Below are 13712 nucleotides of genomic sequence, written 5' to 3'. Positions count from 1 at the left end.
GAGGAAGTCCGGGCATTGCGCCAGGAGTTGAGTCAGGTGCTGGCACGGATCGACAAAAACACGGGCGCGGGCGCGGAAAACACCCGCCGCTTGGCAGACGGCGATGCCGAGCCCGCAACGGTTCGCGTGGCGCCCAGTACCCCGGTGCCGACCGTCATTGTTGGGCAAACGACTGATTTGGTGACTGCGTAATGAGAGTCTTGTTGATGAAGGAAATTGGGTCGGACGAGCTGGTGTCCACCAATGCCCCGGCCCTGCTGGACGGTCAATCCGAATGGGTAGCCAACACGGCCTACGCCGCCGGCAAGATCGTGGCCCGATCCGATCTGAACGCGCTTTACCGCGCCGTCTACGCGGTGGCGGACACAGAAACCGAGCCGCCCGAAGACGACATAGCCAACAACCAAATCCCCAAGTGGCAGGCCATTGGCCCGATGAATCAGTGGGGGGCGTTCGACGGCAAATTATCCACGGTCACGGTCGGCCCGGACGGGGAATCGCTGGTCATGGTGCTGCAGCCAGGGATTATCACGGATGTCTGGCTGGGCGGGCTGAAGTTTGTCAGCGCCGTGCGGGTCGTGGCGACCAACGGCGATGGCGGCCCGGTGGTCTACGACGAAACCAAGTCCCTGCGCAAACCCGTGACGTCCTGGTGGGATTGGTGGTTTGCGCCGTTTTCGGATGCAACCGACGTGGCCTTTACCGGCATCCCCGCGTATCGGCGGGCACGCGTCACGATCACGCTGGTGACCACCGGCACGGCAAGCGTCGGCATGATCGCCATGGATCGCTCCGAAACGCTGGGCAGGACTTTGTGGGAGCCGTCCACACAGCATCGCAACTACTCCGCCCGCAAGCTGGATGACACCTGGGGGCCGACAGGCGGCACGGGCGGGGTTGTGACCCGCGATCAGTCCTACACCGTCATCGTTGAGCCGGACGATGCGCCGCGTGTGGCCCGCTTCATGGATCGCGCCATGAAATCGCCCGCCGTCTGGCTGCCTGACGATGCGGCGAAATTTGAAGGGATTCGGGGGTTCGGGCAAGCGGTCAGCTCGAATATGAGTTACCCGCATTCCGCTTTTGTGCAACTGGAATTGACGATACGAGGATTTATCTGATGGCTGATACCCCGATTTTGCCGCCGCCCCCGATGCCGGCGGCACCGCCCACGCCGCAGCGCAGTGACCCGAACACCTTCGAGGAGCGCGCTGACGGATTTTTCGACTACGCGGCCACCGATTTGCCCAATGCCATGGACGCCGTGGCAGCGAACGTCAAGAACAACGCCACAGCAGCATTTGAACAGGCCGGGCATGCTGCGGGCAGCGCCGGGCAAGCCTCCGGCAGCGTGACGGCCGCAGCAGAGGAAGTGGGGAAGGCCAAGGCGGAGGTGACAAAGGCCGAAGCCGAAGCCGCAAAAGCGAGGGCCTGGGCCGAGTCCGACACGCCACCGGCCCCGGGCAGCAAGTCGTCAAAGTCCCACGCCGCTGATGCCGAGTCTGCGGCCAGCAGCGCCTGGGACGCGGCGGCGGCCGCTGGCGGCAGTCTTCCGCATCCGTTGCCGTCAGGCGCTGTGCTGGCCGTCGATAGCGCGGGCGCCGTCCGATGGCGCGGCCGTGCTCCGTACACCGTCACTGTCGATGCTGATTTGCTGGCATTCGATGTCGTTTGCATCGACACGTCCGGCGGGCCTGTGACTGTGACGCTGCCCGCTGATCCCGCTGCTGGGGATCGGGTGTCTCTGTTCGATGGCGCAGCGACATGGGCAGATGAGCCGCCGGTAGTGGCCGGCAACGGCAGCCCGATCATGGGCGAGTCCGAATCCATGACGCTCGATATTCAGTATCTGAGTGTTGATTTTCTTTTCATCAATCCTATTCGAGGGTGGGTACTCGTATGAGCAATATCAGTCAGTTTTTGGGTGGGGGTTCGGGCACTGTGTGCACCCGCATTTTTGCCGGGTCAACCGTCTTCCAATCGGTCAGGACGGCCGATTATCTGATCTCAATGATCGGCGCGGGCGGTGGCGGAAGTAGCGGTAGCGGTGGCGGTGGCGGTGGCGGTGGTGCTTTTTTGCATCGAAAAAAAGTGCGCCTGAAGGCGGGCGACATCGTTACCATCGAAATTGGCGCCGGCGGCATTGGCGGCGGCACCGCATCGACGCGCGATGGGGGTGACACGTCATTCTCTGCCAACGGCCTGACGATTACCGCTTACGGCGCGAAGGGCGCCGATGGCGTCACGGGTGGCGTTGGGGGGTATGTCGATGGCGGCTTTACCGGCGGGACCGGTGGAACCGCTGGGACTGGTTCTGGGTCTGCTGGCGGCGGTTGTGGCGGCGGTGCAGTCAATATCTACGGGCTGGACGTTGCGGCCGTATCTGCGGGGAATGGGGTGGATGGCGAATACGGCACGACTGGCGGCGCTGGATGCGGGTCTCCGTCGAGTTCCATGGGAGATGCTGGTCATGCCCGACGTGGCGGGGGGGCTATTATCGGCATCCTCAGTTTGGGCCAAGGTATTTCTTCGGAGGTCGGCGCCCCCTTGGTCTCCATGCCCGCAATTGCGCCTTTCGGCATTTCCACCGAGGCGTGGGTTAATAATCAATCCGGCGCTTACGCACCGGCATTTTGCGGTGGCAATGGCGGCGTGGCCGGATCATCGGGCGGCGGCGGAGGGAGCGGTAACGATGGGGGGTTTTGTGGTGGTGGTGGTGGCGGTGGAGTCTCGGCGCCGACCGCCGGGTCATCCCTTATCGGCGGCGGTGGTGGCGGCAAAAAAGGAACACAAGGCTTCGCCGGCGACGGCGGGCAAGGGCTGGTAATCATCGAGGAGTTGGAATAATGGGCACTTATCAAATCCTGGACGGCGAAACCGTCATCAACACGATCGTTGCCGACGAGCCGTATGTTGAATCCAAATATCCTGGGACCTACCTCTTGGTGCCCGAGCCCGAACCCGAGGTTTTTACCTGGGACAAGGCTGGTCCCGAATATCAATGGATCGAAGTCGGCGCGTTCTACGACCGGTTCGGCGCAGCAAAAATCCCGGTGCTGGCGTCTGCTGATCCCACGGTGCAAGCCCTGGTGCGAGATACCCAGGTGCGCAAATACATCGACCTGAATCGGCCCGACGTGCAGCAGTTTGTGGGCTATCTGGGCACGACCATCGAGGCGCTGACCCCGGAAATCCAGGCCGACGTCCTGAACCCGCACACGACCGATAACGAGCGCTACCAAAAGGGCCTGCCCCAGCCGGAGGGTGATCTATGACCTGGCGCTACATCCTGGCCCGCCCAGCCATCGCCCGACATCAGGCCCTGGCCAGCATCCGTTTCAACAACCGTTGGCTGACGATTGAGCACGGCTTGATCTGCGTGCGAGAAGGTTACGCCTGGGACGGCTGCAGCCCCGCTATCCGCATCCCCGGCACCCGCCGATGGCTTGGGCCGCCCGATGGCCCGCTGATGGACGATGGGAGGCCCGCTGCTTGGCGGGCTTCTTGTTTTCACGACGCGCTGTGTCAGTTTCGGCATCAGATACCGGGCCTGACGCGGGATGCTTCGGTCGCGGTGTTCGCGGCTGAGTTGGCCGACGCCCCGGCATGGATGCGCTGGCTTTATCCCCCGGCCGTGCGGTGGCTTGGGCCGCAAAGTTGGCCGGTTTAGAACCGATCAACCCACCAATGAACGATATTTTCAGAGGGAAGTGTATGGCTATCTGTGGAAACTGCCCGAGTAGTTATTCCGGCAGCCCGGGCGGCGGCGGGCCCAATAATGAGCGCCTCATTCTTGAGACATTGCAAAACATCGATCGGAGACTCAGCGCCCTGTGTCGCTTGTTGGAAGATCGCGCAATACCTATTCCGGTCGAAGTTCAGGCTGTCGCTCCACTCGATGAGGCGACTGTGATCAACGCTGCCGTTGCCAAGCGCCCAATTCAGGGGGTGAAGGACAAACCTGCCGTGCGCGGCGACAGTGCGCTCTGATCCGGCCAGGTATATCAATACGGCAACTGATTCCACGTTCCCATTGTTGTGCGTATGGACCGGGATTGGCAGCGATGTCAGCAGTCCGTAGGCAGCAAATCCAGCCGCCAGATTGCCGCCTTCGCTTGACATTCTCAAGTCAATCGACGTTGCGCCTTGGGCTATCGCTCCAAGCGTGACGTTGTGCAAGACCTGCACCGATGTCTGTGTCACTGGACAAGCCATGTGGATGATGTGTGGCCGCACGGACGGAACGTTCTGGGGTGTGGCGGCTTGCTGTTCGGGTGGTGTATCCATGGCTATGGCCGAAAAAAAAACGTTGATATCTTGTAACACGCGGTGCGTATGCGCACCAGACTGACACCGGCCCAGCCGGTTTTTTTACGCCCCGCTGGGGGCTTTTTTGCCCGAAAGGAGGGCGCATGCAAATACCGGACATCGACAGCACCACGCTGGGGTCTTGGGCCGCCGGGGTGTTGGGGGCTGCACTTTCGATGCAGTGGGTCAAAGGCTTCACCTGGCAGCAACGCTTGGCAATGGTGGCCACAGGGACGGCATCAGCGGCACTGCTGACGTGGCCGATCATGGAGTTCGTCGGCATGCCCCCGGGGTGGGTTCCGGGCATGTCATTTCTCGTCGGCCTGTTCGGCTGGGCGGGCCTGGGTGGTGTCATGCACACCTTGCAAAAGGCCGACTGGTGGGGCCTGATCCAGGATATTGTCCGCCGTTTTTTCAATCGGGGGTCGTGATGGTCATCGTATTCATATCCGCGCACCTGTTGATTGCGCTGGCCTGCTGCTGGGCCGTCATGCGGCCACACGTCGCTGAAGGCGTATTGGGCAAATTCAGCCTGATTGTCCTGTGTTTCGCGTCGATTGCGTGCGCGGCCTGGGGTTGGATTCTGCCGGAAACGGTGGATCGGTCGGAAACCGTGTTCGCGGTCGCGGCGGCGGGCCTGGCCGCCCGCTGCTACTGGATCAAGGCGTGCCGTCCGGTGCGCCGTCACATCAAGCGGAGGATTCGCAAATGCAACTGACACAACACTTTGCCCTGGCCGAATTTACCCGGTCGGACACCGCTCGGCGCCTGGGTGTCGACAATACCCCGACGCGCCACCACCTGGCCAACCTGCACGTCCTGGCGGTCACGCTGGAAGGTGTTCGGGCGCTGTTGGGCCATCCGATCATCATCACGTCTGGCTACCGGTCGCCGGCGCTCAATGCTGCCGTGGACGGCTCGGCCACGTCCAGCCACTGCGAGGGCCTGGCCGCTGACTTCCACTGCCCCGGCTTCGGGCCTGACCAGGCCGTGGCCCAGGCCATTGCGGATTCCGCGCTGGAATTCGATCAGCTGATTTTCGAGCAGACCAGAACGCATTGGGTGCACCTGGGGGTAGGGGATCGGATGCGCCGCGAGGTGCTGTCCTGGCGCTCGGGCCGGGGGTATCAGCGCGGCATTGTGGTGATCGCATGATCGCCGCCGCGCTCAAGACGCTGGCCGGGTGGAAGGGCTACGCCGTCGCGTTGCTGCTGGGGGCTGTGCTGGCCGGGCCTGCGGCGTGGACGGTGCAGGGCTGGCGCGGGGATGCCGCTGTGGCCGGCATGGAGCGCGACCAGGCCCAACAACTGGCCGACGCCACACAGCTTGCCAGGACCACAGAACAGGCCCGCTGGGCCGCAAGAGAAGGGGTGATCAATGATGCAAAAACACAAACTGCCGCCGCGCTGGCTGACGCTGATTCTGCCCGTGCTGCTGCTGACCGGCTGCGCGGGCAGCTTACCCAGCTACAACGTCGTGCCCGCGACACCGCCGCTGCCGCAGGAGGCCAAGGTCAGTCAGGTGCCGATACCCTTGATCTGCTCGTCGGGCTGCTCAGTGGGATGGACGCAGCTGGTCGAGACATCAGCCGATACGCTGACCGGCTCCGAATAGCGGGGTTGGCTTGCGAAAGGGGGTATGGAGGGTTGGAGTGAGGGGTGGCGAGTCACCGTAATTGAATAAATCGCTCTCAGAACGGACGTCTATGGAATTTTTCAAGAGTTTCCTCATATCTTTTTTTCGCTTCCCCGTAGGTCTTCTCATGGATTCCGTCCGCTCGATTGTTAGTGATCTCGCCGCTCGAGCCAAAGAGGTACATCTTTGCACGATGCCCTATCTCGCCCATTAAGGCATTGCGATCATGCAAAATTCTCGAATTTTGATTTTGCTCTACAAATACCTCAAAAATGAGAGCGACTATATCGTCTGCGTTATTCGGGTCGAATTCATCGTGTGCGAGATTTGATAACTTATTCGAACGCAGGGGCAGTTTATTGGTGTTTGCGAAGACCAGTAGCCCTTGTTTAATGAAGTCAGTAATTTCGGTAACTTGTTTCTCATTGGCGGGTATTCCGTTACGCGCCGCGCGATCGCCCGTTGAGTAGAATTGCAGGCAATGTTTTATTAAGCCTTGGGTTGGGCCGGCAGACGTGCTTTCCATTATTTATTCCTTTTTATTGAGCATTAACAATGTTCACATCCTAACCCCAAACCCCGCTGCTGTCTCCCAGGGTATGCCCGCGCCTGGTTGTCAGCGCACCGTGGCAACCAAGCCTGAAAATCAGTTGGCTATGGCCGTCACGAACCAGATTCCCCGAACTCAAACCGTCCGCCGATTTCGCGCATTTTGTCCAGCACCCGGCTCAGTTCGTCGTCGCTCAGTTCGAGCCGGGCAGCCAGGAAAAACAGGTAATGCGGCCCGAGTTCTCGCGGGGTCGCGCCGCCGGTGTACTTGCGCCACTGGTTGCCACCGGAAACCCCGGCCAGATCGGCCATCTGCACGCTGGTATACCCAAGATCAGTCTTCAGATCGGACAGGTCTTGCGTGGACGGGGCGATGTAGTGCTGGATGGTTTTCATGATAGAAAAGCCCCGATTTCCGGGGCCTTTATGATTAGAGAAAGAGTTTTGTGAATGTGATGGCCGCGCCTAAAAGGCCCGCGGCAACCACAATCGGATACCACCGGGCTTCTGCGTTGATCTTTGCGGTTTCGGCCATCAGTTTGGCGATTTCCGCTTCAACCTTCCTCTGATCCATATTCTTTACCATGTTGGTTTCCTCTCTGAGGCTTTCGGGTCGCGCCCAGTGCGCTGCCCATGTATGAATAATAGCCCCTTTGGTGCTATTGTGTCAATGGGGGAATACAGTATTTACCCTTGCTTTTCCACCCGCACCTCAAACCAAGCCTCGGTCTCCCCCATGGCCTGAAATGCATCATCCCGTGCCCGCGTAGCCGCTGCGATCCATCGCTTGGCCAGCGCTACATCCTCGGCGCTCATTTCATCTGCTGCCGTGTCTTCGGCAGTAGCCCAGGCCCGGTAAGCGGCAAGCACGGCATCCGGCCCGCCTAAGGCTCGTTCAAGGGTTCGCTGAAACCGGCGTTCGGCTTCCTGGCGGGCCTTCTCCGGCAGATCGGCGGGGGCATCTTGAAGGGTGATCGTGTACATGGCTGACTCCTTAAATTAACTGTGTATTTATACAGTTATTTGGGAGCATCTGTCATCAGGTTCGACAGCCAGGATCGTTCCCGAGCGCGTGGCTACTGAGTTAGATCAGACCCAGATCCCAGATAGTCTCGCTCGCCCGGCTGGCTGCCGTACCGGTATGCATTGATCTGCTTGTTGTCACGAGACATCAACAGCAGGTGTGTGACATCGAACGGCTGCGCATACAGTTCCCAGAACGCGGCTGCGGCTGCGGCGAAGCTGGCCGTTTGCGTGCGTGTGTCGCCCAGCACTTCGTCCACGACCGCAGCGGCGCTCAGAAAGCGCAGGCGCACGGCGGCCACGGCCTCGATTTCAGCCGGGGGCATGCCGGATTCCATGGCGGCCACCTGCCAGGCCCCAAAATCGTCACTGCGCAGGGTTCGGTCTTCGGCCTGAATCTCGCTCATTTTGTCTCGTTGCATTTCGACTCCAAAAGCCTGGAATCGCAACATGCGGGATCGGTCGACGCAACTGACGGGCGTGCCGGTGGGGACGCAAAAAAGCCCGCGCTGGGGCGGGCCGGTGGCTGTCCAATATCACAAACCACATTCAGCCGAATCAACGACTTATGACACCATTGGTGACGCTATGAATTGGACAATAAAAGACAAATAACGATTATAAATCAAAGTGATAGGTTTCTTTTTAAATCAATTGGTGGAATATATCATCGTGGTCGCCCTGGTGGCTGTGGCGGCCATCGCCGTCTACCAGTTGCTGGGGCAAGTGATCCGCGCCCAGACGGCCGCCATGGCCCGTGAAATCGCAGGCGAAGATGGCACCGAGCAATCGCGCATGGCGCAGACCGCGGCCGAGTTCGCAGCGGCCCAGACCGCCGCCAAGACCTTGAAGTCCTTTACCGGCAATGCGGCGGCGGGACAGTGACATGGCGGCCCGGGCGATTCTCCTTCCGGCGCGGCCTGATCCCGAGCCGTTGCAACCCCATCGGGGGCAGCGCGGCCAGGTGCTAGTGCTGGGCCTGCTGCTGGCGGGCCTGCTGGCCCTGGCCTGGTTGCGCTATTTCGCGGGCGGCCAGGTGGTGGCCGCCAAGACCCGCATGGTGCATGGCCTGGATGCGGCGGCCTATAGCGGCGCCCTGGTGCAGGCCCGCACGCTGAATTTCCTGGCTTACCTGAATCGCGCCCAGTTGGCCCACCAGGTGGCCATGGCGCATCTGATCACCTTGGGCAGCTGGGCGCATTTCGGTGGCACGCAGGCTGGCCGCCTGGCCCAGGGCAATCCGCCGGCCTACCTGATCGGCATGCTGTTCGGGCCGGCTCACGGCCAAGCCTATCTGTCGGCCGCCGCCGCCACGGGCATGGATCTGCAGGCCGGATCCGGCGGCCCGGCGGGCCAGGCCTATGCTGCCCACGAATCCTTTGTGCACGACTATGCCCGGGGATTGGCGCGCAGTCTGGTGCGCGACCTGCCGGATGCCCGGATGGCCGCGATTCAGGCCGTGCTGCGGGCGCACTATCCAGAAATCCCGGCCCAGGATCTGCAGCCGGTCTTGTCCGCCGATGCCTGGCCCGGCCTGGTGCGTTTCCACCCGGCGGACGCCCCGTTGACGACGCTGGTGCGGGATCTGGCCAAACTCTACCGTTTCCTGGATCCGCGTGACCACACGGCCAGCAGCCCTTGGGTCGTTTCCGCGCGCTGCCCCCACCTGCGGCATGAATTGCGGCGCCGGGGCGGCACCGCCCTGGACGAACAGGGCCGCTGGCAGGCCGGCGACACCGAGTCCTTTCATGCCTTGCGATCCAATAAGTGGGTGGGCTGCTACTACCGCGAATACGTCATGGGCTGGGCCTGGCTGCCCGCTGGCGAGGGGCAGGCGATGGCGGGCGAGCACGTGGACAATCCCCCGGAAAATTTTGCCGACCAGGATTTCTGGCGTTGGGTGCAGGCCGCCACCGAGTGGGATTTGCTGGGCCGGGCGGACAATCCGCTGGGCAACTCTTATGCCCTGGCCAACCGGCAGCCCTGGGCATCCCGGGGCTTGCCGGATTACCCGGACGTCGCGCCGGGTCAGGGCCCGCAGGCTGCGGCGGGCTTTGTCCTGACGCTCCGGCTGCCCAGCCAGGCGGGCATGACGGTGCATGCCCGCAGCGCGGCGGAAAGTCTGTTTTCCCGGCCCCGGCGCCGGGCCGATGGCCGGGATGAGGCCCCCAATCTGTTTCATCCTTATTGGCATGCGCGCCTGGCGGCGCCTTTGTTCCAGCTTCCAGGAGACTGACATGCGGCATGGCGCGCGGCAGGCCGGGCAAGCCCTGGCCGAGACCCTGGTGGTGTTTGGCTGTCTGGCCAGTTTGTGGCTGGCCGTGGCGTGGCTCGGCCGTTTGCAGGATGTGGATTTGCAGCTTTTGCATGCCAGCCGCCGGGCGGCGTTTGCGTATGCCCATCAGGGGTTGACGGCGCAGGCCTTGACGGACGAGGCCGCGTTGGAACTGAACGCCGCCGGGCAGCGGTGGCAGACCCGGCAAGGGTCGGATTTGCTGCGGACACCCGCCTGGGTCGCCGTGGCGGACAGTCCGGTCGTCCCCGATCAGCAGGTCGGCGACCCGATTCGAGACACCGGCGCGCTGCGCGCCGAGCTGCGGCTGGGGGACATCGCCGTGGCGCGCGCGCAAGCGGGCGTCCAGACGCAAGGGCACGACGCCTGGACGGACAGCCTGCGCGGCTTTGACCGCCAGGCCCTGTCGTGGCGGCGTCAGACTTCGATTTTGCGCGGCGCGGGGGCGGCGCAGGACGACGAGGCCGTACAGGCGGTGCTGGAAGACAGTCCGCATGCCTGGGGCCGTTGGGCGCAATCCTCCCTGTCGCTGGGCCAGGCAATGGATGCCCGATTGCAGGGCGTGGACGCCGCCTGGGGCCGGGCGCGTCCCGTCTGGGATTGGGTGCGGCCCTGGGCCGCCGCGCTGCCTGAACATCACCTTGGCCCCGGGGAGGCGCCATGAGCGTGCAATTCATGAGCATGCGATTCGCATGGCGCGCATTAGGGCTGCTCGTGGCCTGCCTTGCCTCGGGGGCCGCGCTGGCCGCGCCCGTGCCCGCGGACTGGGATCCGTCCCGCGATACCGCGCTGGCCGATTGGCGCTGGTCTGCCGCGCAGCAGTTTCATTGGCCCCGGGCGCAACTCATGGTGCGCCAGTTCCGGGCGCCGCTGCCGCCGGCCCAGGCGGCGGCCCGACTCAGCCGGGCGGCCGGTTCGCGGCTGACGCGCCTGCAGTTTTCCGCGGGCGCCTGGTTTCTGTCCGGGACGGATCGGCGGCGCCATTGGCTGGTACAACTGCGCGCCCAGGGGCGGGGGACGATCGGCCAGGTGTCCCGGCTGGCGCCGGCGCTCCGGCCCTGGCGCTTCGATCCCGCCCGCCTGGCGCCGGGTGGCGCCCGCCGGGTTTTCCAGCTGGCCGACGGGGCCTCGGCGGATGCCGTGTCCTGGGCCAGTTTCGATTGTCCAGGGACGCTGCGCCAGGTTCGGGCCAGTGTGCACCGGGCCTTGCGCGCGCACGGCTGGCGGCCCGATGCCGGCGACGCGTCCGCCGCCTGGGCCGCCGAGTGGCGTCACCCGCGGGAAGGCGCCTTGACCGTCGCTCTGGTGGCGCGGCCCGCTTCCATTGCCTTGACCTTTTGGCATCGACCGAAGGAACCCTCATGAAAACACCTGTCCCGCGTATTCCCCGGCCCGTGATCCTGGGCGGCCTGGCGTTGGGCGCCGGGCTGCTGGCGGCGCTGTTTCTGGCGCTGCACGTGCGTGCGCGCGTGCAGCAGGCCGAGGCTCAGGCGCGCCTGCCCATGGTCGAACGCATCGTGGCCGCCCACGATCTGCCCATGGGCACCCGCCTGCTGCCCGAACACCTGGCGATCCGCAGTTTCCCCGCCCAGTGGGTTGGCCGCGACACGGTGCCGGTGACGCGCTATGCCGATCTGGAAGGGCAGCTGTTGACGACGCGCCTGCAGGCGGGCGATGCCTTCGTGGCCGCCCATGTGCGCCGGCCGCAGGCCAGTTTTTCCGCCCAGCTGGCCCCGGGCCGGCGCGCCATCACGCTGCCGGTCGACCAGGTCAATGCTTTGTCCGGCTTGTTGCAGCCGGGGGATTTGATTGATTTGTACGTGTCGTTCGACCATCGGCGCAAGCGTCTGACCGCGCCGCTGCTGCAAGGGGTGCTGGTGCTGGCGACAGGCCGCGAAACCCGCTTGAACGAGGCCACCGGCGACGATTCCTCGTATTCCACCGTGACGCTGGATGCCGCGCCGGAGGATGTCGTGAAGCTGGTGGCGGCGCGCCAGGCGGGCAGTTTGACAGCCATTTTGCGCCACCCCGAGGATGCGCAGGCCGACCGGCGGGCATCGCGCGGCGATCTGGCCGCCTTGCTGGGGGTCAGCGCCCCCGCGCCGAAGCCGGCCCGCAAGGCGGTCATTCTGTATGGCGAATCCACCGCGCGCGGGATGCCGGCCTGGGCGCTGCCGCAAAAACCGGATCTGGCACCGGGCAACGGGTTGTTTGACTTGCCTGTCCAGCAGGCCCTCAGCGCGGCCTGGGCGCAATCTGTCGCCGCCGGGCTGGCGCCGGCCTGGCTGCTGGACAAGCAGCACAGCGCCTTGGCGGCGGCCGCGCCGCCGGGCGACCTGGCCGCCGCTTTGGGCGGGGACGAGGACGCCGCTCAGGAGAATCAGCCATGAGCCGCCCGCGCCGGATACGGATGTCCCGCGCCTGGGGCCTGGGCCGGGTGGTTTGCCTGCTCTTGCCGCTGCTGGCCCCCGCGCATGCGGAAACCATGACCGAGACCCTGATCGCGTTGCAGGTGGGCGAGGTTCGGGTGCTGGGGATTCCCGGGGTGGCGCGGGTCGCGGTGGGCGATGGCCAGTTGCTCAATGCGGTCAGCACCGACGACCGCGAAGTGATTCTGTTTGCCCGCAAGCCGGGGTTTACGACCGTGCACACCTGGACCGCCGATGGCCAGGTTCAGCGCTATGCCGTGGCGGTCGCGCCCGAAGGCAGCCGGCAGTTGCAGGATGAGCTGCGTTCGGTCATCGAGCGCATTCCCGGGGCGAAAATCACCCGCCTGGGCGATAAATTGCTCATCGAAGGCGATGCCTTGTCGGATGCGGATCGCCAGCGCCTGGGCGAACTCGGGCGCCGTTATCCGCAATTGCTGGATTTCACCGGCACGGTGGGCTGGGATCAAATGGTTCTGTTGGACGTGCAGGTGGTGGAAGTGCCCAAAAGCCTGATGCGCGAACTGGGGTTGCGCTGGTCGCCGCAGCCCGAAGGCGGTGTGCAGGCCGGGGCAGGGTGGGATGCCGGGTCGCGGCGCTTTGCCGACCGCCCGGGAGAGTCCGTCGTCCCCCTGGCCTTCCCGGCGGCCGGGGCGGCGGGGTACTTCGGGGTCAACGCCCTGTTGTCGGCCAAGATCAACCTCCTGGCCCAGGAAGGGCGGGCGGTGGTGCTGGCCCAGCCGCAACTGCTGGCGCGCAGCGGCGCCACGGCGGAATTCCTGGCGGGCGGCGAGGTGCCCTACAGCACGGTGGATCGCAATGGCAACACTCAGACGGCTTTCAAGCCCTATGGGGTGTCCCTGCGCATCACGCCTTCGGTCGAGCGCAGCGGCGCGGTGCGCTCACGCCTGGAAGTCGAGGTCAGCTCGATCGACACGGCGTTGTCGGTGCCGGGGGGGCCGTCCCTGAAAACGCGGCGCACGGCCACGGAGTTCAATGTCCGCTCGGGGCAGACCCTGGTGCTGGCGGGTTTTCTCTCGCGCGACACCGCCGACAATGTGGATCGGGTGCCTGGGCTGGGCGCTTTGCCCGTGCTGGGGGCCTTGTTTCGTTCCGTCCGTTTCCAGCGCAACGAGACCGAGCTGGCCGTGCTGGTGACCCCGCAGTTGGTGACCGCCGACCATCCCGGCGTGCGCGCGCGGGTGGCGCGGGCCGATGCCATCCTGACGCAGGCGTTTCCCCAGCCGCCTGCGCTGATCCGTCCGATCCAGGCCGCCGGCCCCGAGCCGGCGGCCGGCCGCGCCGCCTGGAACCCCTGGGCTCGCGGGCCCGGGTCGCAGTGGCATTCGGCGGCAACGGCCGCCTCATTGGGCTCGATCCCGGGGGTCGCCGCTGCGCCTGCGCCTGTCCCGGCCTTGCCGCCCGACCCGGTTTTGCCCCTGCCGGGCATCCCGCCCAAACCCTGAAACCAGGAGCAC

The 13712-nt window shown here is 64.5% G+C and carries 22 protein-coding genes; 16 read left to right on the top strand and 6 right to left on the bottom strand.

Translation table 11 applies throughout. The annotated features are described in order from the left end of the window. The 6 genes from ACMHYJ_RS03570 to ACMHYJ_RS03545 all read left to right on the top strand — a co-directional run. Positions 1–192, top strand: a 192-nt coding sequence (locus ACMHYJ_RS03570) for a hypothetical protein (protein WP_414244817.1), incomplete at its 5' end; no start/stop codon positions are given. A gap of 11 nt (positions 193–203) precedes the next feature. Next, the gene (locus ACMHYJ_RS03565; RefSeq protein WP_414244816.1) at positions 204–1121 is read left to right on the top strand and encodes a hypothetical protein; all 918 of its coding nucleotides are present in this window, start codon (positions 204–206) and stop codon (positions 1119–1121) included. Continuing rightward, positions 1121–1903, top strand: coding sequence for a hypothetical protein (locus tag ACMHYJ_RS03560; RefSeq protein WP_414244815.1), 783 nt, complete (start codon positions 1121–1123; stop codon positions 1901–1903). The genes ACMHYJ_RS03565 and ACMHYJ_RS03560 overlap by 1 nt, the downstream gene beginning before the upstream one ends. Beyond that, complete coding sequence (locus ACMHYJ_RS03555; RefSeq protein WP_414244814.1) at positions 1900–2847, top strand: hypothetical protein; 948 nt, start codon at positions 1900–1902, stop codon at positions 2845–2847. Before ACMHYJ_RS03560 ends, ACMHYJ_RS03555 begins: the two co-directional genes overlap by 4 nt. Beyond that, entirely contained in the window at positions 2847–3275 is a 429-nt protein-coding gene (locus ACMHYJ_RS03550; protein ID WP_414244813.1) for a hypothetical protein, read from the top strand. The genes ACMHYJ_RS03555 and ACMHYJ_RS03550 overlap by 1 nt, the downstream gene beginning before the upstream one ends. Beyond that, a complete protein-coding gene (locus tag ACMHYJ_RS03545; RefSeq protein WP_414244812.1) occupies positions 3272–3670 on the top strand; it encodes a hypothetical protein in 399 nt (132 codons plus the stop codon). The genes ACMHYJ_RS03550 and ACMHYJ_RS03545 overlap by 4 nt, the downstream gene beginning before the upstream one ends. Here ACMHYJ_RS03545 and ACMHYJ_RS03540 read toward each other — a convergent pair. Next, positions 3667–4326 carry an ATP-dependent Clp protease proteolytic subunit gene (locus ACMHYJ_RS03540; protein ID WP_414244811.1) on the bottom strand — a complete coding sequence of 220 codons (660 nt, stop codon included), beginning with the start codon at positions 4324–4326 and terminating at the stop codon, positions 3667–3669. The genes ACMHYJ_RS03545 and ACMHYJ_RS03540 overlap by 4 nt on opposite strands. Positions 4327–4412: 86 nt before the next feature. On the opposite strand from ACMHYJ_RS03540, the gene ACMHYJ_RS03535 reads away from it, so the two are divergent. From ACMHYJ_RS03535 to ACMHYJ_RS03520, 4 genes are read left to right on the top strand one after another with little or no spacing between them, the layout of a single operon-like run. Beyond that, entirely contained in the window at positions 4413–4739 is a 327-nt protein-coding gene (locus tag ACMHYJ_RS03535; protein WP_414244810.1) for a hypothetical protein, read from the top strand. Further along, entirely contained in the window at positions 4739–5026 is a 288-nt protein-coding gene (locus tag ACMHYJ_RS03530; RefSeq protein WP_414244809.1) for a hypothetical protein, read from the top strand. Before ACMHYJ_RS03535 ends, ACMHYJ_RS03530 begins: the two co-directional genes overlap by 1 nt. Then, complete coding sequence (locus ACMHYJ_RS03525) at positions 5017–5463, top strand: D-Ala-D-Ala carboxypeptidase family metallohydrolase (protein WP_414244808.1); 447 nt, start codon at positions 5017–5019, stop codon at positions 5461–5463. Before ACMHYJ_RS03530 ends, ACMHYJ_RS03525 begins: the two co-directional genes overlap by 10 nt. Continuing rightward, a complete protein-coding gene (locus ACMHYJ_RS03520; RefSeq protein ID WP_414244807.1) occupies positions 5460–5963 on the top strand; it encodes a DUF2514 family protein in 504 nt (167 codons plus the stop codon). Before ACMHYJ_RS03525 ends, ACMHYJ_RS03520 begins: the two co-directional genes overlap by 4 nt. 35 nt (positions 5964–5998) lie before the next feature. On the opposite strand, the gene ACMHYJ_RS03515 is transcribed toward ACMHYJ_RS03520, so the two are convergent. From ACMHYJ_RS03515 to ACMHYJ_RS03495, 5 genes are all read right to left on the bottom strand, one after another. After that, the gene (locus tag ACMHYJ_RS03515; RefSeq protein WP_414244806.1) at positions 5999–6469 is read right to left on the bottom strand and encodes a hypothetical protein; all 471 of its coding nucleotides are present in this window, start codon (positions 6467–6469) and stop codon (positions 5999–6001) included. Positions 6470–6606: 137 nt separating this feature from the next. Further along, positions 6607–6888: an XRE family transcriptional regulator gene (locus ACMHYJ_RS03510; protein ID WP_414244805.1), complete on the bottom strand. Its 282-nt coding sequence runs from the start codon at positions 6886–6888 to the stop codon at positions 6607–6609. A gap of 34 nt (positions 6889–6922) precedes the next feature. Further along, positions 6923–7078, bottom strand: a complete 156-nt coding sequence (locus tag ACMHYJ_RS03505) for a hypothetical protein (RefSeq protein WP_414244804.1) — start codon at positions 7076–7078, stop codon at positions 6923–6925. A 101-nt stretch (positions 7079–7179) separates the two neighbouring features. Continuing rightward, entirely contained in the window at positions 7180–7476 is a 297-nt protein-coding gene (locus tag ACMHYJ_RS03500) for a hypothetical protein (protein ID WP_414244803.1), read from the bottom strand. A gap of 92 nt (positions 7477–7568) precedes the next feature. Continuing rightward, a complete protein-coding gene (locus tag ACMHYJ_RS03495) occupies positions 7569–7937 on the bottom strand; it encodes a hypothetical protein (RefSeq protein WP_414244802.1) in 369 nt (122 codons plus the stop codon). Between the two features lie 202 nt (positions 7938–8139). Here ACMHYJ_RS03495 and ACMHYJ_RS03490 point away from each other — a divergent pair, with 202 nt between their 5' ends. The 6 genes from ACMHYJ_RS03490 to ACMHYJ_RS03465 are packed head-to-tail and all read left to right on the top strand — an operon-like array spanning position 8140 to position 13700. Next, the gene (locus tag ACMHYJ_RS03490) at positions 8140–8400 is read left to right on the top strand and encodes a hypothetical protein (protein WP_414244844.1); all 261 of its coding nucleotides are present in this window, start codon (positions 8140–8142) and stop codon (positions 8398–8400) included. 49 nt (positions 8401–8449) lie between these two features. After that, on the top strand, positions 8450–9751 hold the full coding sequence (locus tag ACMHYJ_RS03485; protein WP_414244801.1) for a hypothetical protein: 1302 nt from the start codon (positions 8450–8452) through the stop codon (positions 9749–9751). Position 9752: 1 nt separating this feature from the next. Then, on the top strand, positions 9753–10472 hold the full coding sequence (locus ACMHYJ_RS03480) for a hypothetical protein (protein WP_414244800.1): 720 nt from the start codon (positions 9753–9755) through the stop codon (positions 10470–10472). Positions 10473–10483: 11 nt separating this feature from the next. Continuing rightward, entirely contained in the window at positions 10484–11173 is a 690-nt protein-coding gene (locus tag ACMHYJ_RS03475; RefSeq protein ID WP_414244799.1) for a hypothetical protein, read from the top strand. Continuing rightward, entirely contained in the window at positions 11170–12198 is a 1029-nt protein-coding gene (gene cpaB / locus ACMHYJ_RS03470; protein ID WP_414244798.1) for a Flp pilus assembly protein CpaB, read from the top strand. Before ACMHYJ_RS03475 ends, cpaB begins: the two co-directional genes overlap by 4 nt. Further along, positions 12195–13700: a type II and III secretion system protein family protein gene (locus ACMHYJ_RS03465; RefSeq protein ID WP_414244797.1), complete on the top strand. Its 1506-nt coding sequence runs from the start codon at positions 12195–12197 to the stop codon at positions 13698–13700. Before cpaB ends, ACMHYJ_RS03465 begins: the two co-directional genes overlap by 4 nt. Positions 13701–13712 lie beyond the last annotated feature (12 nt).

The sequence above is a fragment of the Castellaniella hirudinis genome (assembly GCF_047468865.1).
Classification (GTDB): domain Bacteria; phylum Pseudomonadota; class Gammaproteobacteria; order Burkholderiales; family Burkholderiaceae_B; genus Castellaniella; species Castellaniella hirudinis_A.
Note: the sequence above shows the minus strand (reverse complement) of the source record. Positions and strands in the feature narration are given on the sequence as shown.

Bases quoted from the DNA above. Each gene is read 5' to 3' on its own strand.
- ACMHYJ_RS03560 (WP_414244815.1), top strand. From the start codon at position 1,121: ATGGCTGATACCCCGATTTTGCCGCCGCCCCCGATGCCGGCGGCACCG.
- ACMHYJ_RS03555 (WP_414244814.1), top strand. From the start codon at position 1,900: ATGAGCAATATCAGTCAGTTTTTGGGTGGGGGTTCGGGCACTGTGTGC.
- ACMHYJ_RS03550 (WP_414244813.1), top strand. From the start codon at position 2,847: ATGGGCACTTATCAAATCCTGGACGGCGAAACCGTCATCAACACGATC.
- ACMHYJ_RS03545 (WP_414244812.1), top strand. From the start codon at position 3,272: ATGACCTGGCGCTACATCCTGGCCCGCCCAGCCATCGCCCGACATCAG.
- ACMHYJ_RS03535 (WP_414244810.1), top strand. From the start codon at position 4,413: ATGCAAATACCGGACATCGACAGCACCACGCTGGGGTCTTGGGCCGCC.
- ACMHYJ_RS03530 (WP_414244809.1), top strand. From the start codon at position 4,739: ATGGTCATCGTATTCATATCCGCGCACCTGTTGATTGCGCTGGCCTGC.
- ACMHYJ_RS03525 (WP_414244808.1), top strand. From the start codon at position 5,017: ATGCAACTGACACAACACTTTGCCCTGGCCGAATTTACCCGGTCGGAC.
- ACMHYJ_RS03520 (WP_414244807.1), top strand. From the start codon at position 5,460: ATGATCGCCGCCGCGCTCAAGACGCTGGCCGGGTGGAAGGGCTACGCC.
- ACMHYJ_RS03515 (WP_414244806.1), bottom strand. From the start codon at position 6,469: ATGGAAAGCACGTCTGCCGGCCCAACCCAAGGCTTAATAAAACATTGC.
- ACMHYJ_RS03510 (WP_414244805.1), bottom strand. From the start codon at position 6,888: ATGAAAACCATCCAGCACTACATCGCCCCGTCCACGCAAGACCTGTCC.
- ACMHYJ_RS03505 (WP_414244804.1), bottom strand. From the start codon at position 7,078: ATGGTAAAGAATATGGATCAGAGGAAGGTTGAAGCGGAAATCGCCAAA.
- ACMHYJ_RS03500 (WP_414244803.1), bottom strand. From the start codon at position 7,476: ATGTACACGATCACCCTTCAAGATGCCCCCGCCGATCTGCCGGAGAAG.
- ACMHYJ_RS03495 (WP_414244802.1), bottom strand. From the start codon at position 7,937: ATGCAACGAGACAAAATGAGCGAGATTCAGGCCGAAGACCGAACCCTG.
- ACMHYJ_RS03480 (WP_414244800.1), top strand. From the start codon at position 9,753: ATGCGGCATGGCGCGCGGCAGGCCGGGCAAGCCCTGGCCGAGACCCTG.
- ACMHYJ_RS03475 (WP_414244799.1), top strand. From the start codon at position 10,484: ATGAGCATGCGATTCGCATGGCGCGCATTAGGGCTGCTCGTGGCCTGC.
- cpaB (WP_414244798.1), top strand. From the start codon at position 11,170: ATGAAAACACCTGTCCCGCGTATTCCCCGGCCCGTGATCCTGGGCGGC.
- ACMHYJ_RS03465 (WP_414244797.1), top strand. From the start codon at position 12,195: ATGAGCCGCCCGCGCCGGATACGGATGTCCCGCGCCTGGGGCCTGGGC.